Origin of the sequence: Paenarthrobacter sp. NPDC089675, from assembly GCF_044749185.1 — a bacterium.
Taxonomy (GTDB): Bacteria; Actinomycetota; Actinomycetes; order Actinomycetales; family Micrococcaceae; genus Arthrobacter.
On sequence record NZ_JBIVHM010000001.1, the window covers coordinates 32,984 to 49,678 of the forward strand.

19 protein-coding genes and 1 pseudogene are annotated in these 16,695 nt (G+C 63.9%); 8 read left to right on the forward strand and 12 right to left on the reverse strand.

The window, feature by feature from the left end:
- Window positions 1–12: 12 nt before the first annotated feature.
- Complete coding sequence (locus tag ACIPY2_RS00165; RefSeq protein ID WP_400265077.1) at window positions 13–924, forward strand: aldo/keto reductase family oxidoreductase; 912 nt, start codon at window positions 13–15, stop codon at window positions 922–924.
- Window positions 925–1,024: 100 nt separating this feature from the next.
- Here the strand turns inward: ACIPY2_RS00165 and ACIPY2_RS00170 are convergent, their stop codons facing one another.
- The 4 genes from ACIPY2_RS00170 to ACIPY2_RS00185 are packed head-to-tail and all read right to left on the reverse strand — an operon-like array spanning window position 1,025 to window position 4,835.
- Entirely contained in the window at window positions 1,025–1,948 is a 924-nt protein-coding gene (locus ACIPY2_RS00170) for a TauD/TfdA dioxygenase family protein (protein ID WP_400264408.1), read from the reverse strand.
- 60 nt (window positions 1,949–2,008) lie between these two features.
- Window positions 2,009–2,914 (reverse strand): ABC transporter permease, encoded by a 906-nt coding sequence (locus ACIPY2_RS00175; RefSeq protein WP_400264409.1) that lies wholly within the window; start codon window positions 2,912–2,914, stop codon window positions 2,009–2,011.
- Complete coding sequence (locus ACIPY2_RS00180; protein WP_400264410.1) at window positions 2,914–3,801, reverse strand: ABC transporter ATP-binding protein; 888 nt, start codon at window positions 3,799–3,801, stop codon at window positions 2,914–2,916. Before ACIPY2_RS00180 ends, ACIPY2_RS00175 begins: the two co-directional genes overlap by 1 nt.
- A gap of 2 nt (window positions 3,802–3,803) precedes the next feature.
- Window positions 3,804–4,835, reverse strand: coding sequence for an ABC transporter substrate-binding protein (locus ACIPY2_RS00185; protein ID WP_400264411.1), 1,032 nt, complete (start codon window positions 4,833–4,835; stop codon window positions 3,804–3,806).
- A 380-nt stretch (window positions 4,836–5,215) separates the two neighbouring features.
- On the opposite strand from ACIPY2_RS00185, the gene ACIPY2_RS00190 reads away from it, so the two are divergent.
- From ACIPY2_RS00190 to ACIPY2_RS00215, 6 genes are all read left to right on the forward strand, one after another.
- Window positions 5,216–6,079: a CoA ester lyase gene (locus ACIPY2_RS00190; protein WP_347108121.1), complete on the forward strand. Its 864-nt coding sequence runs from the start codon at window positions 5,216–5,218 to the stop codon at window positions 6,077–6,079.
- Between the two features lie 18 nt (window positions 6,080–6,097).
- On the forward strand, window positions 6,098–7,018 hold the full coding sequence (locus ACIPY2_RS00195; RefSeq protein ID WP_400264412.1) for a DUF2797 domain-containing protein: 921 nt from the start codon (window positions 6,098–6,100) through the stop codon (window positions 7,016–7,018).
- Between the two features lie 85 nt (window positions 7,019–7,103).
- The gene (locus ACIPY2_RS00200; RefSeq protein ID WP_400264413.1) at window positions 7,104–7,328 is read left to right on the forward strand and encodes a DUF3188 domain-containing protein; all 225 of its coding nucleotides are present in this window, start codon (window positions 7,104–7,106) and stop codon (window positions 7,326–7,328) included.
- A 60-nt stretch (window positions 7,329–7,388) separates the two neighbouring features.
- Window positions 7,389–7,850: a MaoC family dehydratase N-terminal domain-containing protein gene (locus ACIPY2_RS00205; RefSeq protein ID WP_400264414.1), complete on the forward strand. Its 462-nt coding sequence runs from the start codon at window positions 7,389–7,391 to the stop codon at window positions 7,848–7,850.
- Window positions 7,851–7,852: 2 nt separating this feature from the next.
- A complete protein-coding gene (locus ACIPY2_RS00210; protein WP_400264415.1) occupies window positions 7,853–8,290 on the forward strand; it encodes a MaoC family dehydratase in 438 nt (145 codons plus the stop codon).
- 30 nt (window positions 8,291–8,320) lie between these two features.
- Window positions 8,321–9,388 carry a UDP-N-acetylmuramate dehydrogenase gene (locus ACIPY2_RS00215; RefSeq protein WP_400264416.1) on the forward strand — a complete coding sequence of 356 codons (1,068 nt, stop codon included), beginning with the start codon at window positions 8,321–8,323 and terminating at the stop codon, window positions 9,386–9,388.
- 28 nt (window positions 9,389–9,416) lie between these two features.
- Here ACIPY2_RS00215 and ACIPY2_RS00220 read toward each other — a convergent pair whose 3' ends face one another.
- Complete coding sequence (locus tag ACIPY2_RS00220) at window positions 9,417–9,896, reverse strand: hypothetical protein (RefSeq protein WP_400264417.1); 480 nt, start codon at window positions 9,894–9,896, stop codon at window positions 9,417–9,419.
- Between the two features lie 86 nt (window positions 9,897–9,982).
- On the opposite strand from ACIPY2_RS00220, the pseudogene ACIPY2_RS00225 reads away from it, so the two are divergent.
- Window positions 9,983–11,108: pseudogene (locus tag ACIPY2_RS00225) on the forward strand (winged helix DNA-binding domain-containing protein).
- Between the two features lie 72 nt (window positions 11,109–11,180).
- On the opposite strand, the gene asd reads toward ACIPY2_RS00225, so the two are convergent.
- From asd to ACIPY2_RS00260, 7 genes are all read right to left on the reverse strand, one after another.
- Window positions 11,181–12,323 (reverse strand): aspartate-semialdehyde dehydrogenase, encoded by a 1,143-nt coding sequence (asd, locus tag ACIPY2_RS00230; RefSeq protein ID WP_400264418.1) that lies wholly within the window; start codon window positions 12,321–12,323, stop codon window positions 11,181–11,183.
- 95 nt (window positions 12,324–12,418) lie between these two features.
- Window positions 12,419–12,817: a hypothetical protein gene (locus ACIPY2_RS00235; protein ID WP_400264419.1), complete on the reverse strand. Its 399-nt coding sequence runs from the start codon at window positions 12,815–12,817 to the stop codon at window positions 12,419–12,421.
- Window positions 12,818–12,997: 180 nt separating this feature from the next.
- Complete coding sequence (locus tag ACIPY2_RS00240; RefSeq protein ID WP_400265078.1) at window positions 12,998–13,219, reverse strand: NF038396 family protein; 222 nt, start codon at window positions 13,217–13,219, stop codon at window positions 12,998–13,000.
- A 19-nt stretch (window positions 13,220–13,238) separates the two neighbouring features.
- A complete protein-coding gene (locus ACIPY2_RS00245) occupies window positions 13,239–13,847 on the reverse strand; it encodes a dihydrofolate reductase (RefSeq protein ID WP_400264420.1) in 609 nt (202 codons plus the stop codon).
- Entirely contained in the window at window positions 13,844–14,647 is an 804-nt protein-coding gene (locus ACIPY2_RS00250; protein WP_400264421.1) for a thymidylate synthase, read from the reverse strand. Before ACIPY2_RS00250 ends, ACIPY2_RS00245 begins: the two co-directional genes overlap by 4 nt.
- Window positions 14,644–15,042 (reverse strand): GntR family transcriptional regulator, encoded by a 399-nt coding sequence (locus ACIPY2_RS00255; RefSeq protein ID WP_400264422.1) that lies wholly within the window; start codon window positions 15,040–15,042, stop codon window positions 14,644–14,646. Before ACIPY2_RS00255 ends, ACIPY2_RS00250 begins: the two co-directional genes overlap by 4 nt.
- Window positions 15,039–16,679: a hypothetical protein gene (locus tag ACIPY2_RS00260; protein WP_400264423.1), complete on the reverse strand. Its 1,641-nt coding sequence runs from the start codon at window positions 16,677–16,679 to the stop codon at window positions 15,039–15,041. Before ACIPY2_RS00260 ends, ACIPY2_RS00255 begins: the two co-directional genes overlap by 4 nt.
- Between the last annotated feature and the right edge of the window lie 16 nt (window positions 16,680–16,695).

Sequence of the window (16,695 nt, forward strand, 5' to 3'; positions counted from 1 at the left end):
ATTTACGGCTGCATGGGACTTGGCGGTTCCTGGGACAACGCCGCCTACGGTGCCGCTGAGATCGACCAGGCCGCTGCGGTGATCGAATCGGCGCGGGGAATCGGCATCGGGCTTTTCGACCACGCCGACATCTACCGCAGCGGCAAATCGGAGGCCGTTTTTGGGGAGGTCCTCGTCCGTTCGCAAGGCCTGCGGGAGAAGATCCAACTGCAGACCAAGTGCGGGATCAGGCTGGGGGAGCGGGGATTGCAAACCCATTACGACCTCAGCCGGGAGGCCATCCTTGAAAGGGTCAATGAGAGCCTGAAACGGCTCCAAACGGACTACGTCGACGTTCTGCTTCTGCACCGTCCCGATCCCCTGATGGACGCGCGCGAGGTGGCTGACGCCGTCGGGCAGTTGATGGCCGAAGGCAAGGTGCGGCAACTGGGTGTGTCCAACATGTCGGGCGCGCAGATCGCATACCTCCAGGACCGCTTGGAAACGCCCGTTGTCGCGAACCAGCTGGAGATGAGCCTCCTCAAGCGCGATTGGCTCGAGAGCACGGTACTCGTCAACCATCCCGAGGGCGCCGCAACCAGCTTTCCGCACGGGACGCTTGAGTATTGCATGGACAAGGGGATCGAGCTGCAGGCCTACGGCTCGCTTGCCCAAGGGCGGTACACGGGGGCCGGTGCCCGGACTTCGGCTGACGAGGCAACCTCCGCGATGCTCGAACGCCTGGCGGCGGAGAAGCACACGACGGCGGAAGCTGTCCTGCTGGGCTGGCTCATGAAGCATCCGGCCCGGATATCGCCGGTGGTCGGCACAACCAACCTTTCACGCATCGGCGCCTGCGCGGACGCTGCGGACGTGGCTGCGCAGATGTCCCGGTCAGAGTGGTACGGCCTGTGGATGGCGGCCCGTGGAAGCAACATCCCTTAAACCCCATTACCCAACTAGGGGACAGCAGACGTCGCTATGCGTATCCATAGGAACATCTGCTGTCCCCTAGTTGGGTTACAACAGCAACACATAAGACCCCCTAGGACAGTTCAGCCACCACGGAGTAGGTGCTGGAATCACCCTGGATAGCCTGGCTCTTCTTGCCGTCGATGCTCACGGGGATGTCGCCTGCGATGGTCACGCGGTTCAGCTTGCGGGGCTGGCCGTCGTAGTTGTCCGGAGCGTAGTGCTGGGTGATCCGGTTATCGAACAGCACCACCTGGTTAGGCTCCCAGTTCACTCGGACCACGTTCTCCGGACGGGTCACGTAGGCCTGCAGCAGGCGGATGATGTCCTTCGACTCGGTGTTGGAAAGCCCCACGATCCGCAGCCGCTGCGCAAAGCCGCCGATGAACAGTCCACGCTCGCCGGTCAGCGGGTGGACGCGGACCACCGGGTGGGCGGTCTCGAACTTCAAGCGGGTGAACTCCTTGCGGCGTTCCTCGGCGTTGGCGTGCTCCAGGTTCTTGGGAACTGAGTAGTCGTAGTCGTTGGTGTGGATGGCCCACAGGGTGTCCGCGAAGGTCCGCAGCTCCTCCGGAAGGTCCTGGTACGCGCCGGCCGAGGAGGCGATCAGGGTCTCTCCACCGTAAGCAGGCAGGTCGATGCTGCGAAGTGTCGAAGCCTGCGGCGGGTTCACGACGAAGGTGACATCCGTGTGCCAGTTGTTGGCGGAGCCGTTCTCACTGTCCACGGGCAGGACATTCTCCTCGCCCTCCACCGATGCAACAGTGGGGTGCGCCTTGGTCAAAGGGCCAAAGTGCGAAGCGAACTTCACCTGGGCTTCGTCCGTGAGGATGTTGGCCTCACGGAATACCAGTGCCTTGTGCTCGTTCAGCGCTGCACGGATCTGCGCAACGGTTTCCGGGCTGAGGTCCCCGCTGATGTCCAGTCCGCGGATCTCGGCGCCGATGCGGGAGCCCAGCTTGGCGAATTCGAGCTTGGTTTCGGTAATGACAGTCATTGTTTTTCCTTTTCTTTTCAGTGATGTGATGGGTGTGGCTGGGTTGCCACGGGTAAAAATTCAGGAAGCGGCAGAGCCAACGGCGGTCCGCCAGCGGGAGAAGTGCCGCTCCAAGGCCACCAGGAGGAAGTTCACGGCCAACCCCAGCAAGGACACCGTGAGGATTCCGGCGTACATGTCCGGGATCAGGAAGCTGCTTTGGGCATTCACGATCAGGTAGCCCAGCCCGGCTTTGGCGCCGACCATTTCGGCTGCGATCAACACCAGGATGGACGCGGTGCCCGCCATGCGGATACCCGTGAAGATGGTCGGAACAGCCGAGGGCAGGATGACCTTCTGGAACAACCTGAAGCTTCCCAGCCCCAGCGAGCGCGCGGCCCGGATCAGCAGTGGATCCACGGTCTTCACGCCGGCGATCGTGTTGAGCAGCACCGGGAAGAACGCAGCGTAAGCCACGATGCTGATCTTGGATTCCTCACCGATGCCAAGCAGCAGTGTGAACACTGGAAGCAGGGCAAGGGCGGCCGTGTTGCGGAAGAGTTCCAGCAGCGGGTTCAGGACCGAGTTGAGTCGCCCGTACCAGGCGATCAGCAAGCCCAGGGACACACCCGCCACCAAGGCCGCGCCGAAACCGGCCACAGAGCGGGTCAGGCTGGCCGCGATATGGCCCTGGATGGTCCCGGCTTCGAACAGCTTGCCCCATGCCAGGAGCACTTCATGCAGCGGGGGAAGGAAGACCCGGGTGGATGGGCTGGCCAAGTACGTTGGTCCCAGTTCCCAGAGCGCCAGGAAGGCAAGGATCGCCGTGGACTTCCACACGGCGGAACCGGCAACTGCCGTTACGCGACGCACCGCGGCGGGGACCGGCGTCGTGCGTTTGTCGGCCGAAGGGACGGAAGGTTCGACGGCGGATGTCCGCCCGGGCGTGGATGCTGCGGTTTCTGCCTTGGTGAGGACGGTGGTCATCAGGCGGCGCTCCTTTCGGGAGTGGTTGCCGGTTCGTCGGGGGCGCTGCCGTCCGGCAGGATCTTGCGGTGTCCGGCGTCCTGGGCCCGGCGGACTTCGTCGTGCAGGAGGGTCCACACCTGGTGCCGGTGTTCCACGAACGCGAGGTTGGACCGGATATCCTCGTCCCCATCGCGGTCCGGGATGTCGATATCCACGATTTCCTTGAGCCGGCCCGGGCGTGCGCTGAGCACGGCCACTCGCTGGCCCAGGTAAACGGCCTCATCGATTCCATGGGTGATGAAGACGATCGTCTTACCGGTGGCTTTCCAGATCCTCAGCAGTTCGTCCTGCAACTGCTCGCGGGTTTGGGCATCCAGTGCGGCGAACGGCTCATCCATGAGGAGCACGTCCGGCTCATAAGCGAGACTCCGGGCAATCGCGACCCGTTGCTTCATGCCGCCGGACAACTCGTGCGGGTACCGGTCTTCAAAACCGGCCAAGCCCACCAATGCCAGGTACTCCCTTGCTTTGGCTGCACGTTCGCGGCGGTTCAGCTTCTTGCCGTCCGGCCCCGCACCTTCAAGCCCGATCGAGACGTTGGCCGAGGCCGTGCGCCAAGGAAACAAGGCGTACTGCTGGAAAACCACGGCCCGGTCCTTGCCGGGTCCTGTTACCGGCTTTCCGTCCACCAGTACCTCTCCCGAGGTGGGCGTGGAAAGCCCGGCAAGCAGGTCCAGGAGGGTGGTCTTGCCGGAGCCGCTGGGGCCTACCAGGGTAAGGAACTCGCCGGAGCGGACATCAAGGCTAAGCCCATCGATCGCTGTCAAACGCGTGGCGGCAGCACCTTTGGTGGCACGGACCGTGAACTCCTTCGTAACGTTGCGCAGACTGATTTTGGCCGTCATGGCTATCCCTTCTTCGCCAGATCGTTGAAGTCGTTGGTGTAGTACTTGGAGGCCGTCAGCTTGCCCTTGACGATGCCCGAGGAGTTCAGCCAAGCTTCCCAGCGGGTGAAGTCCTCGTCCTTGATCACGCCGGCGTTCGGCACGCCGGGGCTCTTCCAGAACTTCAGGTTGGCAGTGCTCTCGTTGCGGCCGCGGCTTTCGATGATCTTGGTGAATCGTGCGATCACTTCTTCACGCGGTGTTTCCGCCGCCCACTTGATGGCCTTGGCAACGCCCGTGGTGAAGGTGCGGGTGGTGTTGGGGTTCTTCTCGATGAAGTCGTTGCGGAGGACGATCTGTCCGCCGGCAAAGTTGCCGAACAGCTGGACATCGCTGAACAAGGAGCGCAGTCCGCCTGCTTCAACGGCACGGTCCTGCAGGACCCCGCCGAGCGTTCCGGCATCCACCTGGCCGCGGCGGATCGCTTCCTCGGTGTCGTTCGGTGCCAGGGGAACCAGTTGGACCTGCTTGATCTCGTCCTGGCTCAGGCCGTTCTTGGTCAGCCAGGTGTTGATGACAGCCTCGTGGTGGGCGCCCAGGGTATTGACGGCGATCTTTTTGCCGATCAGGTCCTTGGGGCCTTTGATGTCGCTCTCTGCCTTGACGTAGTAACCGCTGAAGGTCTTTTCGTCGGAGCCGTAGTAGTTGACCACACCCTTGACGGGTGCGCCGGCCTCGATCAGCTTCACCACTGCGCCGGAGAAGGCGCCGCCGAAGTCCGTCTGGTTGGTCGCCGCCGACTGGATGTCCTGCGGGCCGCTGGTGGTGTTACCCACCCAGTTCAACTTCAGGTCGCCAAGGTAGCCCAGGTCGGCGGCCAGCTCGGGGAACGTCACGTTGTTGGCCGAGCCTTGGTAGCGCAGTTCCTTGACTTCGGTGCCGGCCTGATTGGCCTGGCCGCCTTGTCCGGCTTCGGCTGAACCGCCGCAGCCGGACACCGTCAGCGCTAGTACGACGGCGGCCGCGACGCTCAGGAGGGGCAGTTGCAGTTTCATGGGAGCTACTTTCGGGTGGTTGTGTATTGGTTGGGGGAACCGTCAGTGCAACGGCTTGGGAACGATGAAAGCCCATATCGACGGCGGCAGGGAAGCGTGGCGGTAACGGCCGGAAACGCGGGGAAACAGCGCGCAACGGGACGAAATCCGGGGCCATTGCGGGCAACGGCGCGACACAAAGTCGTTGTGTTGAGCCGGGTGAAGCCTGTGTTCCGCAAGATGACCCGGAACGACGCGATAGCCGGAAGCGACTGGCGCGGACCGGGGTCGGGCAGTCATACTGCCGGACCCCACAGCAAAGAGGGGTTTAGTTCGTATTGATCCTCACAACCGGGCGCAATTCTTCGCCCAGCAGGCCGGTGGACGGATACGGTAGATACATGACGTCTAGCATCGCCGCCGAGTCCGTTCGGCCTACCCGCAATATTCCTGCCGATATCGCCCGTTCCTGGCTCCTTGTGAACGCCATGAAAACGGAACTTTTTGACGAATCGGCCGGTTCGCGCGCAGACGCCATCATCCTTGACATCGAAGACGCCGTTGACCCGTCCCAGAAGGACGCCGCGCGCGAGAACGTGGTTAACTGGCTGACCGCCGGTGGCCAGGCCTGGGTCCGCATCAACGACGCCACCAGCCCGTTCTGGGCAGACGACCTCGCGGGCCTGCGCGGTACGCCCGGCCTCCTCGGCGTAATGCTGGCCAAGACCGAGTCCGCGGACCAGGTGACGGAGTCATACCACCGCATGGACGGCAAGACCCCGGTGATCGCGCTGGTCGAGTCCGCGCTTGGCATCGAGGAAGCCAACCACATAGCCCGTGCCCAGGGCGCGTTCCGCCTGGCGTTCGGTTCCGGTGACTTCCGCCGCGACACCGGCATGGCGGCAACGCCGGAGGCCATGGCCTACCCGCGCGCCAAGCTGGTAGTCGCCAGCCGCGTGGGCAACCTGCCGGGCCCCATCGACGGCCCCACTGTTGGCACCAACCACCCGATCCTGCGCGAGCAGACGGGCATCACGGTGACCATGGGCATGACCGGAAAGCTCTGCCTGGCCATCGACCAAACCACGGTCATCAATGAAGTCATCAGCCCCACGCCGTCGGACGTTGCCTGGGCCACGGACTTCATGAACGACTTCGAAGCCAACGGCCGCGTCATCCGCGACGGCTCCGACCTGCCGCGTTTGGGCCGTGCAGAAAAGATCATGAAGCTCGCGGTGGCTTTCGGCGTCCAACCGTCCCTCTAGGGCACTGGTCCGCTGAACATGCTGGTCCACGGCGTCGTTTGGGACTCTCCGTCCCCAGCGCTGCGGCTCCACACTCCCGCCGGGGAGTTCACTGATATCGCGTTGGCCCAGGGATCGTCCCTGGGCCTCCGCGTTACCCCGGGCCTGTGGTGCCTCGGCCACGTCAAAGTGCATGGTCCCGGGGACAGGACACATGTACCTTGCCCTAAAAGTTCTCCAGCGGAGCGGGGCAAGCAGTGCGGGCCCTGTTTTGCCCGTGACGATTCCCGGCTCATGCACGACTTCCACCGTGGCGGCTCCGTGCCGCCCGGACTTCGGTCCTACCTCATGCAGCCGCACTGGCTTTACGTAGCCACCTTTGCCAACGGGACCACCAAGGTTGGCACAGCCTCGGCCCGGCGCAAGTGGAACAGGTTGGCTGAGCAGGGAGCCGTGCACGCGTCCTACGTTGCACACGCCGAAGATGGCCGCGTAGTGCGAATCCTTGAGGATCTCGTGACCCGTGAACTCGGACTCGTCCAGCAAGTCCGTTCGGCAGCAAAGGTGGCCTCGCTCGTTGAGCCGCGTACCGGCGTCGAACTCCAGGCCATCAACCGTCAGCAGGCTGCACGTGTCCGGGAGTTCCTCGCAGGCCTGTCAATGACCGGTTACGACGTTGCCCGGGACGAGTGGGAGCGTCCGGCGTTAGCCGCCCGGCTCTGCAACGCACGGCCGTCCGGTGCCGTCCGTCACCCGTACCCTGCGGCTTTCGACGGCGGCGGCCATGGCCTGCGCATCCACTCGATGTCAGGGGCGATCGCCCTGGCGGGGCTCCCCGATGCCGACGGCGTGGAGGTGGAAGGTACCTTCGTGGCGGACCTCGGCGCCTTGAAGGGGAGGCAGATTGAGCTCGGCCGGCACGTCACCGAGATCCCTGCACTGCAGGATTCCCTGTTCTGACCAGTTGTGGGGCCCGTTGAACGCTCCATTCCCTGTGTTAGGAGCGCAGAGCAGGCCCCGCAACGCGCCCCGGTAGACTTGAACGGTGCTGAACGAATTCTGGGCCGCTGCCTCCACCGGTTACAAAGTGCTGGTATTCAGCGCCATGGGACTCATCGCCGTTGGGCTGATCCTCTCCATTGCCGGGAACACCTCGGGCAACCAGGGGCTGGCGCTCGCTTCCTTGCCCGTCATCGGCGCGGGCCTGTTGCTGCACGTGACCGGACTGGTGGTCCGTGGCCAGAAGATCCGCAAAAGCTACAAGAAATAGCAGCTTCATCAGGCGGTATCCACGCTGCGTGGAGAACCGGCGGGCCGATAGGGTTGAGGCATGAGTATCAATCCGGACCTGCAGGGCCGAAGCTACCCTGCCGCAGAGGTTTACGACGTCGGCCGTGAAAAGATCCGCGAATTCGCCAAGGCCGTGAAGGCTGCCAACCCGGCGCATTTCGACGTTGAGACAGCACGCGCCCTTGGGCACCGGGACCTGGTGGCGCCCCCGACATTCGCCATCATCATCGCCCAGCGGGCCGACGCCTTGCTTGTGGAGGACCCCGAGGCCGGTATCGACTTCTCCCGCGTGGTCCACGCCGACCAGCGCTTTACCCACCACCGTCCCATCGTGGCCGGCGATCGCCTGGTAGCTGAACTCCATGTCGACGGTGTCCGTGCCATGGGCGGCGGCGCCATGATCACCACACGCTCGGAGATCTTTGCCCTGGCTGACGGTGACCAGCGCGAAAAGGTCGCCACCACCACCTCATCCATCCTCGTCCGCGGAGAGGGACAGTAACCATGAGCCCTGCATTCGAAGAACTCACAGTCGGACAGGAAATCGGTACCCGCAGCATCGACGTCACGCGGCAGGACCTGGTCAAGTATGCCGGTGCCTCCGGTGATTTCAACCCCATCCACTGGAACGAAGCCTTCGCAACGTCCGTGGAACTCCCCGGGGTGATTGCCCACGGCATGTTCACCATGGGCTCCGCCGTCCAGTTGGTGAGCGACTGGGCGGGCGACCCGGCCGCCGTCGTCGATTACCAGACGCGCTTCACCAAGCCGGTCCTGGTCGCGGACACCACCGGAACCGACGAGGCCGGGGCCATTATTGACGTCACCGGCGTGGTAGGCGCGCTCGACGCCGAGGCGCGCACCGCCCGGATCGACCTCACCGTGGTGGCGGCCGGCCAGAAGGTCCTGATGAAGGCCCAGGCGGTCGTGAAGGTCTCCTGAACCGCGCGCAAACCCCGATAGGCTTGATAGGTGACCCAGACGCTGCTTTCCGAACTGACCACAGCCGCCGTTGGCGGCCCCGCAGGCAACTACGTGGAGGCCCGCACTGAGGCTGAAATCATCGACGCCGTCCGTTCGGCTGACGCCGCGGGAGAGAAACTCCTGATCATCGGCGGAGGATCCAACCTGCTGATTTCGGACGAAGGCTTCCCCGGAACAGTGCTGAAGATTGCCTCTGAGGGGTTCAAGGTCGATTCGGAGGACAGCTGCGGGGGAGTGTCCTTGGTGGTCCAGGCCGGGCATAACTGGGATGCACTGGTTGAGTACACGGTCCTGCACGCATGGTCCGGGCTCGAGGCGCTCTCCGGGATCCCCGGTGCCACAGGTGCCACCCCGGTGCAGAACGTGGGTGCCTACGGCTCGGACGTGTCGCAGACCATCGCTTCCGTGCGGACGTGGGACCGGGAGCGCAACGCAGTCCGGACGTTCACCAACTCCGAGCTCAAGTTCGGTTACCGGGACTCGATTCTGAAGCAGACCACGGTGGAGGGCTCGCCGCGGTACGTCGTGCTGACTGTCGAGTTCCAGCTGGCGCTTGGCCGCATGAGTGCTCCGATCCGCTACGCCGAGCTTGCGCGCGTGCTGGGTGTCGAGGTCGGGACCCGTGCCTACGCCAACGATGTCCGCCGGGAAGTGTTGAAGCTGCGCGCGTCAAAAGGCATGGTCCTGGATGCGGCGGACCGTGACACGTACTCCACGGGTTCGTTCTTCACCAACCCGATCGTGCCGGCCGGGGAAGCCTCGCAACTGCCGGAGAATGCGCCCAAGTACCCGGCGGGCTCGGACGGCTTGGTCAAGCTTTCCGCGGCTTGGCTCATCGACCAGGCCGGCTTCAGCAAAGGTTTCGGCCTGGACAAGTCGAGTGTCTCCGGCGGCAGGGCCTCCCTGTCCACCAAGCACACCCTGGCCATCACCAACCGCGGCTCGGCCACGGCGGCGGACATGGCGGCCATCGCGCGCGAGGTTCGTGCCGGCGTCGTGGATCGCTTCGGAATCGAGCTGCACCCTGAACCGTTGCTGATCGGGGTGGAGCTCTAGGCCCCTGGCGGCGGCCCGGTTGTGTGGCTTAGCGCGCCCGGCGCTCCGCGATCGGGAGCACTTTGTTGAGCAGCAGGAACGTCAGCCCGCAACTCACTGAGCCCAGCAGGAAGATCTGGCTGAACGCAACGCTCTGCGGGGAGGGCCCGCTCGGCAGGAAGAGTCCGGCGGTCGCGAATCCAACCAAGCCAAGCAGCATCACGATGGATCCCAGCAGGAAGCTGCGGACCTGGGCAGCGGCTGCGGGATAGAACCACGGTTCCGGAGCAGCGTTGTCCCGCTCGGACACCGGTTGGCTGGCTGCCGCAGTACCGATCAGCAGCGCCGCCAGCGCCGTCGCAATAATGCCTGCAAGCTGGATAGCCTGCATGGGCGGTGACAGGCTGACGCCCGTACCCACCGCCACCATGAGCCCGGCACCAAGCCCGATTGCGGTGCAGCACCAACCGGCAGCGGCGAGCCAGCGGCTGAGCGGCCGCACCAGCGGAGCGAGATCACCAAAGAGCATGGATCAATCCTAGGAAACGCGGCTGGAAGCCTGCTGGGAAGCGGGGCAAGGTTCCCTGTGCCGGCGTCGCCCTTCTAGGATGAAGCATGCCCGCGCCCTCAATCACTCCGAACATCATCGGCCGCCTGCGCCTTGCCTGCCAGGGCCTGTTGAACCAGGGGTTCGGAAGCGTCCCGGAAGCCGTCCGGTGGATGACAGCCATGCAGGCCCAGGATCTGGGCCACGCATTGTGGGCAGTGGGCCAGCGTGTCCCTGGCACCCGCGCCTCCGATGTCCGTGCCGCGCTCGATGCCGGGACAGTGGTCCGCTCCTGGCCCATGCGGGGAACCTTGCACTTGCTGGCTCCCGAGGACCTGCGGTGGATCCTGGGCATCACGAGTCCCCGGCTGATGAAGTCGGTGGTTTCCAGGCACCGGGAGTTGGGCATCACGGCGGAGGACATCAGCCATTGCAGGGATATAGCGCTCAAGACCATGGAAGCCGTCAAGGCAAATGAGGGCGCAGGGGGAGTCAGCCGCGAGCAGCTCTTCGAGGCCTTCGAAGCTGCGGGCCAGCCTACCAAGACCCAGGGGCATCCATCTGATCGGGAGCTTGTGCCAGGAAGCCACCCTGGTCCAGGGACCTATGGCCGGCTCCAATGGCAAAGTGGGCGTCCAGCAACTGTTTGTGGCTTTTGACGAATGGATCACCGAATCACGGTCACTGAAACGCGAAGAGGGGATCGCAGAGTTGTTCCTCCGCTACGTCCGCAGTCATGGTCCCGCCACTGTCAGGGATTTCGCGTGGTGGAGCCAAGTGCCCCTGACGGAGGCCCGGGCTGCACTCGCTGCGGTGCGGGACCAGCTGGTGGAGTTGCCGTTCGGGGACACCAGCTATTGGCTCTCGCCTGAGGCCGCCGCAATGCTCGACGACGGCGTACCCGGCTCCCGCTCGTTGCTGGCTCTTCCGGGGTTCGATGAATACTTGCTCGGCTACCAGGACAGGAGCCTGGTCCTGGACCCCGGGCACGCGGAACTCGTGGTGCCCGGAAACAACGGGGTCTTCAAGCGGATCATCGTATCCGGAGGCGCCGTGGTGGGTACATGGGCCCGGACCGGGAACGGCAAGAATGCCGGAGTTCTGCCCGAGCCCTTTGCCGGCGAACTTGGGCCGGCAGCCCAACGTTCCTTCAACGCCCAAGGACGCGCCTACCTGGCGTTCATGGCGGGCTGAGCTCCGGGTCCGGAAAGTCGAAAACCCGCCTATCCGTCGCCGGGTAGCAACGGATAGGCGGGTTCGCGAAGCTTAGAGCTTGCCTGTGACGATGTTGAGCATTCGGCGCAGCGGCTCGGCCGCACCCCACAGGAGCTGGTCGCCCACGGTGAAGGCACTGATGTATTCCGGACCCATTTCGAGCTTGCGGATACGGCCCACCGGGATGTCCAGGGTGCCGGACGCGGCCACAGGGGTCAGCTCGGACATGGACGCTTCCTTGGTGTTGGGCACAACCTTGGCCCACTCGTTGTCCTTGGCCAGGAGGTTCTCGATCTCCGTGACGGACAGGTCCTCGCGAAGCTTCAGCGTCAGCGCCTGCGAGTGTGAACGCATGGCACCGATGCGGACACAGAGTCCGTCCATGGCGATGTGTTCCTTGCCCGCGGCGCCCTTAGAGGTGCCGAGGATCTTGTTGGTCTCGACTCCGGCCTTCCACTCTTCCTTGGACTGGCCGTTGCCGAGATCGGCGTCGATCCACGGAATCAGGGAACCGGCCAGCGGCACGCCGAACTGGGTGGCATCAACGCCGGTGCGCTGGGTGGCGAGGACCTTGCGGTCGATCTCCAGGATGGCCGATGCCGGATCCTCGAGTTCGCTGCTGACCTCGTTGTTCAGGGTGCCGAACTGGTTCAGGAGTTCCCGCATGTGGCGCGCGCCGCCGCCGGACGCGGCCTGGTACGTCATGGACGTACCCCACTCCACGAGGTTGTTCTTGAAGAGGCCGCCGAGGCCCATCAGCATGCAGGAAACCGTACAGTTTCCGCCGATGAAGTCCTTCACGCCGCCGGACAGGCCGGCATCGATGACGTCGCGGTTGATGGGGTCCAGCACAATGATCGAATCGTCGTTCATGCGCAAGGTGGAGGCAGCATCGATCCAGAGGCCGTCCCAGCCGCGGCTGCGGAGTTCGCCGTGGACCTGCTTGGTGTAATCGCCGCCCTGGGCGGTGACAATAATCGGCAGCTTGGCAAGCGTCTCGATATCGAACGCGTCCTCGAGCTTGCCGGCCCCATCAGCGAACGACGGGGCGGCACCTCCTGCGTTCGAGGTGGAGAAAAATACCGGGTTGATGTTGGCGAAGTCGTTCTCTTCCTGCATGCGGTGCATCAGGACGGAGCCGACCATGCCACGCCAACCGACCAGTCCAACGGACGGATTAGCTGCTGTAGTCATTCATCCAGTCTAAACTTTCGGCGCCGCCCGCCGCTGTTGGTTACGTCACCCACACCACGCACGACGACGGCACTCCCCACAGCGATTCCGTGGACTCAGTCTCGGGGAGTGTTACGGCGCGTTGGCAGCTCGATGGTCTTGCCGTTCTGCTTCCGAAGGCGCGAGGCTTTGCGTTCTTTGAAATACAAGAACCAGGACGTGGGGACTAGCCAGACGCCCACCAGCATGGCAAACACCATCTGGCCCCAATCCAGGTCCTGCCCACCAATAATTGCCTGGATGAAGAACACTGCGGACGCACTCATGCAGATAGTGATCAGGACGCTAAGAAAAAGAAGTCCGCCCGCTGAGTTGATGGGCTTGACGGCACTGCCGACATCCCCTTTATAGACCCCGTACTCTTCAACTGTCAGGCCTTGGCGTTCGGCCTCAGCCTCGATTTGCCTCGCGTAGTATCCTTTTCGCCGCCCGCGACGGCGCTCTGGCTGATTCATTGGCGTTGGCCAAGAGAGCATCATCTGCGCCCCAAAAGCATCCTGCCACTACAGCCCCCAAGTCTGTCTAAGACTCCGCTTCTGCGGTCCAGCCCACCCTATGTAGCCAAACCAGGAGCCGTGATGGGGAGAAGTACCCGGTCCTCCACGCAAGACGAGGCAGCACAGCGGCGGGCGGAGCTACTGACCGGCGTCGTGTTCCTGCAGCAAAGCGGCCTTGCGGGCGCGCAGGGCAAAGAACGAACCAAAGGTGAAGACCTGCGTCACAACAACCAGCACGATGATGCCCACGATCTTGTTGCCGCCAATGATCATGGTCAAGCCCACGATTGCCGAAAGCAACGCGAAGAGCGGCAGGAGCATGTAGCCCAACACAAAGAGGGTCTCGGGTTTCCTGAGCATTGCCTGCATTTCCTGGTTCCTAGCTTTCGATCCGGCGCCACGAGGTGAACCGGTAGTTGGTGCCGTTGTTGGCGGTGAGCCAGCCATCTGCCGGTGCCATGGTCTCGAAGGACCAGTCGGCACCCAGTTCCGGGGCGAAAGTGTCACCCTCCAGATCGGCATCGATGATGGTGATGACCGCGAGGTTGGCGATGCCCATGGACTGTTCGAAAATTTCCCCGCCGCCGATAATCCACACCTTCTGGCCCCCGGGGGCGAACTGAGACTCCAGCAGCGCCGCATCGAGGGACGAGACGACCAATGCGCCCTCGGCCTCGGGAGTGGTTGCCCAGTCCTGGTTCCGGGTGACAACAATGTTGGTGCGTCCGGGAAGAGGCTTGTATTTTTCCGGAAAAGACTCCCAGGTCTTGCGGCCCATGATCACGGGATGGCCCGTGGTGAGCTTGCTGAAGTGCTTGAGGTCTTCCGGCAGGTGCCAAGGCATGCTGCCGTCCTTGCCGATCACACCGTCTTTGGTCTGCGCCCAGACCAGGCCGATGCCCGTCATGGCAGCAGCGGTTTCCTCGGTGAAGACGATGCCGGGAAGCTGCACGTTGTTTTCCTCTGTCTTGTCCGGAGGGGTGCTCATACGGCGATCGGGGCCTTGATGGTGGGGTGGTGGCGGTAATTCACTACTTCGAAGTCGTCCAGCGTGTAGTCGAAGATGGAGTCCGGCTTCCGCAGGATCTTCAGCTGCGGGTACTCGTAGGCCTCACGGCTGAGCTGTTCAGTCACTTGTTTTACATGGTTTTCGTAGATGTGGACGTCGCCGCCGGTCCAAACGAATTCGCCCGGTTCCAACCCCAATTGCTGTGCGATCATGCAGGTCAGCAACGCGTAGGAGGCGATGTTGAACGGGACCCCCAGGAACGTATCGGCCGAACGCTGGTACAGCTGGCAGGACAACTTCCCGTCCGCAACGTAGAACTGGAAGAACGCATGGCAGGGAGGCAGGGCCATGTCCTTCAGTTCCGACACGTTCCATGCGGAGACAATGTGGCGCCGGGAATCAGGGTTCGCGGCGAGGCTCTCCATGACCTCGGAGATCTGGTCGATATGGCCGCCATCCGGGGTTGGCCAGCTTCGCCACTGGACGCCGTAAACAGGCCCGAGTTCGCCTTCGGCGTCTGCCCACTCATCCCAGATGCTCACGCCCTGGTCCTGCATCCACTTCACGTTCGAGTCGCCGCGCAGGAACCACAGGAGCTCGACAGCCACGGATTTGAAGTGAACCCGCTTGGTGGTGATGAGCGGGAAGCTCGAGGCCAGGTCGAAGCGCAACTGACGTCCGAACACGCTCCGCGTTCCCGTGCCTGTGCGGTCCGATTTGTGCGTGCCATTCGCCATGACGTCACGCAGCAGGTCTTCGTAAGGGGTGGGAATGCTCACGGGTCAAGCTTACTTGTTTGGCGAAGCCGGCCGCGCAGCAGATCGAGCAGCGTTTCGTCGTTGAGACCGGCAACCCGGGCAGAGGCGATCAAGCCGTCGACGGCGTCCATCACCGCCGCGTCTGCGCCTGCCGGGCCGTGGGGCACGTGCGGGGGCCCGACGACGACGGTCCCGTTCCGGCGTCGTGCTTCAATCAGCCCGGACTGCTCGAGTTCCCTGTACGCGCGTGCGACGGTTCCGGCGGCGATGCCAAGGTCGGCCGCGAGGCTCCGGACGGTGGGCAATCGGCTGCCCGGTTGCAGGGCTCCAACCGTGATCAGTGAGCTGAGCTGCCTGCGGATTTGTTCGTAGGGCGGGACAGGATCGGCAAGGTCGACGGTAATCCCGGCAGTCATGGCGCGGGTTGGGTTTGCTTGGCGCCCTCGCCACGGGGGATATCCCGGAACAGGCTGCGTACGGGGGTAACAGCTGCGATGATGGCCACTGCCAGGAGCACGGAACCGATGGGGGCGGGGCTCGGGGCGAGCCTGTCAAATGCCGGAAAGAGGGCTCCCCAGGCTTCCACGTTGACCAGCAGCAGCATCCCGGCTTGCGCCAGGAGGTAAGCGGCCAACGTCCGCACGATCCGGTACATCGTGATGGCCCGGAGTGCGACGTCGAGGCCACGTTCGGCTTCGCCTTCCGGAATTGCACGACGACGGCGGGCGGCCAGAATCGCGGCGGCGCCTGCCAGCCCTACCCCGACGGTAAGCAGCAGGCAAGCCGGCCACACCGGCGTACCCACCAGCATCGCCTGACCGGCCCCGGTCAGGACCATGGTCACGGCGAACATCACTGCTGAGGCGCAGGCGAAAGTGAGCAGTCCCTTTGAGACGGCTTGCCGCGGCCAGTGCAGGGGCGCCCACGGGTCCCCGTAGTTGCGGGCTATCAGGAGTTCCCCGCCGATGATCACGAGCAGGATCAGCGTAGCTGTCACGGACACGACGATTGCAGGCCCCAGGGTTCCCTGTGTCTGTGCCGAGAAGTAGCCGAACCACAGCCCCAGCGTCAGGAGGGGCAACGCGCCCACGACGCCGAGTGCTGCACCAAGGGAAATGCTGAGTTTTGCCGCGCCGTGCGTCCTCGAATCGGCCCGGAGAGAGTTGCCACTGACAGACCTCCGCATCTTTTCCAAGGAGGGAAGAGCCGGTACTTTCCACCACCACATGACCAGCAGGACGGCAATATTGATAAAGCCCAGCGCGTTGAGCCACGACGATTGCCAGGTTGCCCCAGGTGCCGGCAGCGCAGCGAAGTTGCCGGCGATGGCCGCCAAGCCCGCGGCAATGGTGGAAACGGTTCGGAGCAGACGGTTGGCCGCGATGGCCCGGAGGACGCGGTTGTCTTCACTGTCGAGGGTTTCGAGTTGGCGCCTGCGCGCGATAAGCAGCAGGACCAGCCACGTGCCGGCAGCAAGGACCACCAAGGCACCGCCGAGCCAGGCGGCTAGCTCCCATCCGGCAATTCTCCCGTCCTGGTACCCGGAATAGCCGATGTTGGGACCGGCATCCTGGCCGGGCGCCGGGGGTGGCGGGAAGGGAGCGTAGGCGGGGAGGGGTGAGATCCAGCCAATGGCCAGCGCTGCGTAGGCGAAGATCCCCACGGATACCCACGCCAAACGGCGGGGGAGGAAATCGCGGATCCGGCGGACGGTCAGTTCTGCGTATCTACGGGGTGCTTTCGGCGCCGGGTAGCTCCACTGGCCCAAGGCATGGACTGTCAGTGCTGCCATGACCGGCCAAGCGAGGGCCAAGGCGATCTGATCGGGAGTGGCTGGTGCGGCGGTTGCCGTTGGATTGGCCCGGATCACCCCTGTGCTCATGGCTGCCTGGAGGGAACTGGCCATCCAGCCGATGATGCCCACCCAGAGGCCGTGCGATGCCACGGAGGAGGCTTCAGGCCGGGACCATACCTGGACTCTCAGGAACAGGTAAACCAGGACCGCGCCAAAAACAGGACCGAGCAACACCAGTGGCGGCAGGTAAAACGACACAGGAAAGACCCCCAAG

What these genes read in the sequence shown, in the direction of transcription:
- asd (WP_400264418.1), bottom strand. Translation starts at nt 12,323, where the DNA reads ATGACTACAGCAGCTAATCCGTCCGTTGGACTGGTCGGTTGGCGTGGC.
- ACIPY2_RS00255 (WP_400264422.1), bottom strand. Translation starts at nt 15,042, where the DNA reads ATGACTGCCGGGATTACCGTCGACCTTGCCGATCCTGTCCCGCCCTAC.
- ACIPY2_RS00210 (WP_400264415.1), top strand. Translation starts at nt 7,853, where the DNA reads ATGAGCCCTGCATTCGAAGAACTCACAGTCGGACAGGAAATCGGTACC.
- ACIPY2_RS00195 (WP_400264412.1), top strand. Translation starts at nt 6,098, where the DNA reads ATGCTGGTCCACGGCGTCGTTTGGGACTCTCCGTCCCCAGCGCTGCGG.
- ACIPY2_RS00235 (WP_400264419.1), bottom strand. Translation starts at nt 12,817, where the DNA reads ATGAATCAGCCAGAGCGCCGTCGCGGGCGGCGAAAAGGATACTACGCG.
- ACIPY2_RS00190 (WP_347108121.1), top strand. Translation starts at nt 5,216, where the DNA reads ATGACGTCTAGCATCGCCGCCGAGTCCGTTCGGCCTACCCGCAATATT.
- ACIPY2_RS00165 (WP_400265077.1), top strand. Translation starts at nt 13, where the DNA reads ATGGGACTTGGCGGTTCCTGGGACAACGCCGCCTACGGTGCCGCTGAG.
- ACIPY2_RS00240 (WP_400265078.1), bottom strand. Translation starts at nt 13,219, where the DNA reads ATGCTCAGGAAACCCGAGACCCTCTTTGTGTTGGGCTACATGCTCCTG.
- ACIPY2_RS00170 (WP_400264408.1), bottom strand. Translation starts at nt 1,948, where the DNA reads ATGACTGTCATTACCGAAACCAAGCTCGAATTCGCCAAGCTGGGCTCC.
- ACIPY2_RS00180 (WP_400264410.1), bottom strand. Translation starts at nt 3,801, where the DNA reads ATGACGGCCAAAATCAGTCTGCGCAACGTTACGAAGGAGTTCACGGTC.
- ACIPY2_RS00185 (WP_400264411.1), bottom strand. Translation starts at nt 4,835, where the DNA reads ATGAAACTGCAACTGCCCCTCCTGAGCGTCGCGGCCGCCGTCGTACTA.
- ACIPY2_RS00245 (WP_400264420.1), bottom strand. Translation starts at nt 13,847, where the DNA reads ATGAGCACCCCTCCGGACAAGACAGAGGAAAACAACGTGCAGCTTCCC.
- ACIPY2_RS00220 (WP_400264417.1), bottom strand. Translation starts at nt 9,896, where the DNA reads ATGCTCTTTGGTGATCTCGCTCCGCTGGTGCGGCCGCTCAGCCGCTGG.
- ACIPY2_RS00175 (WP_400264409.1), bottom strand. Translation starts at nt 2,914, where the DNA reads ATGACCACCGTCCTCACCAAGGCAGAAACCGCAGCATCCACGCCCGGG.
- ACIPY2_RS00205 (WP_400264414.1), top strand. Translation starts at nt 7,389, where the DNA reads ATGAGTATCAATCCGGACCTGCAGGGCCGAAGCTACCCTGCCGCAGAG.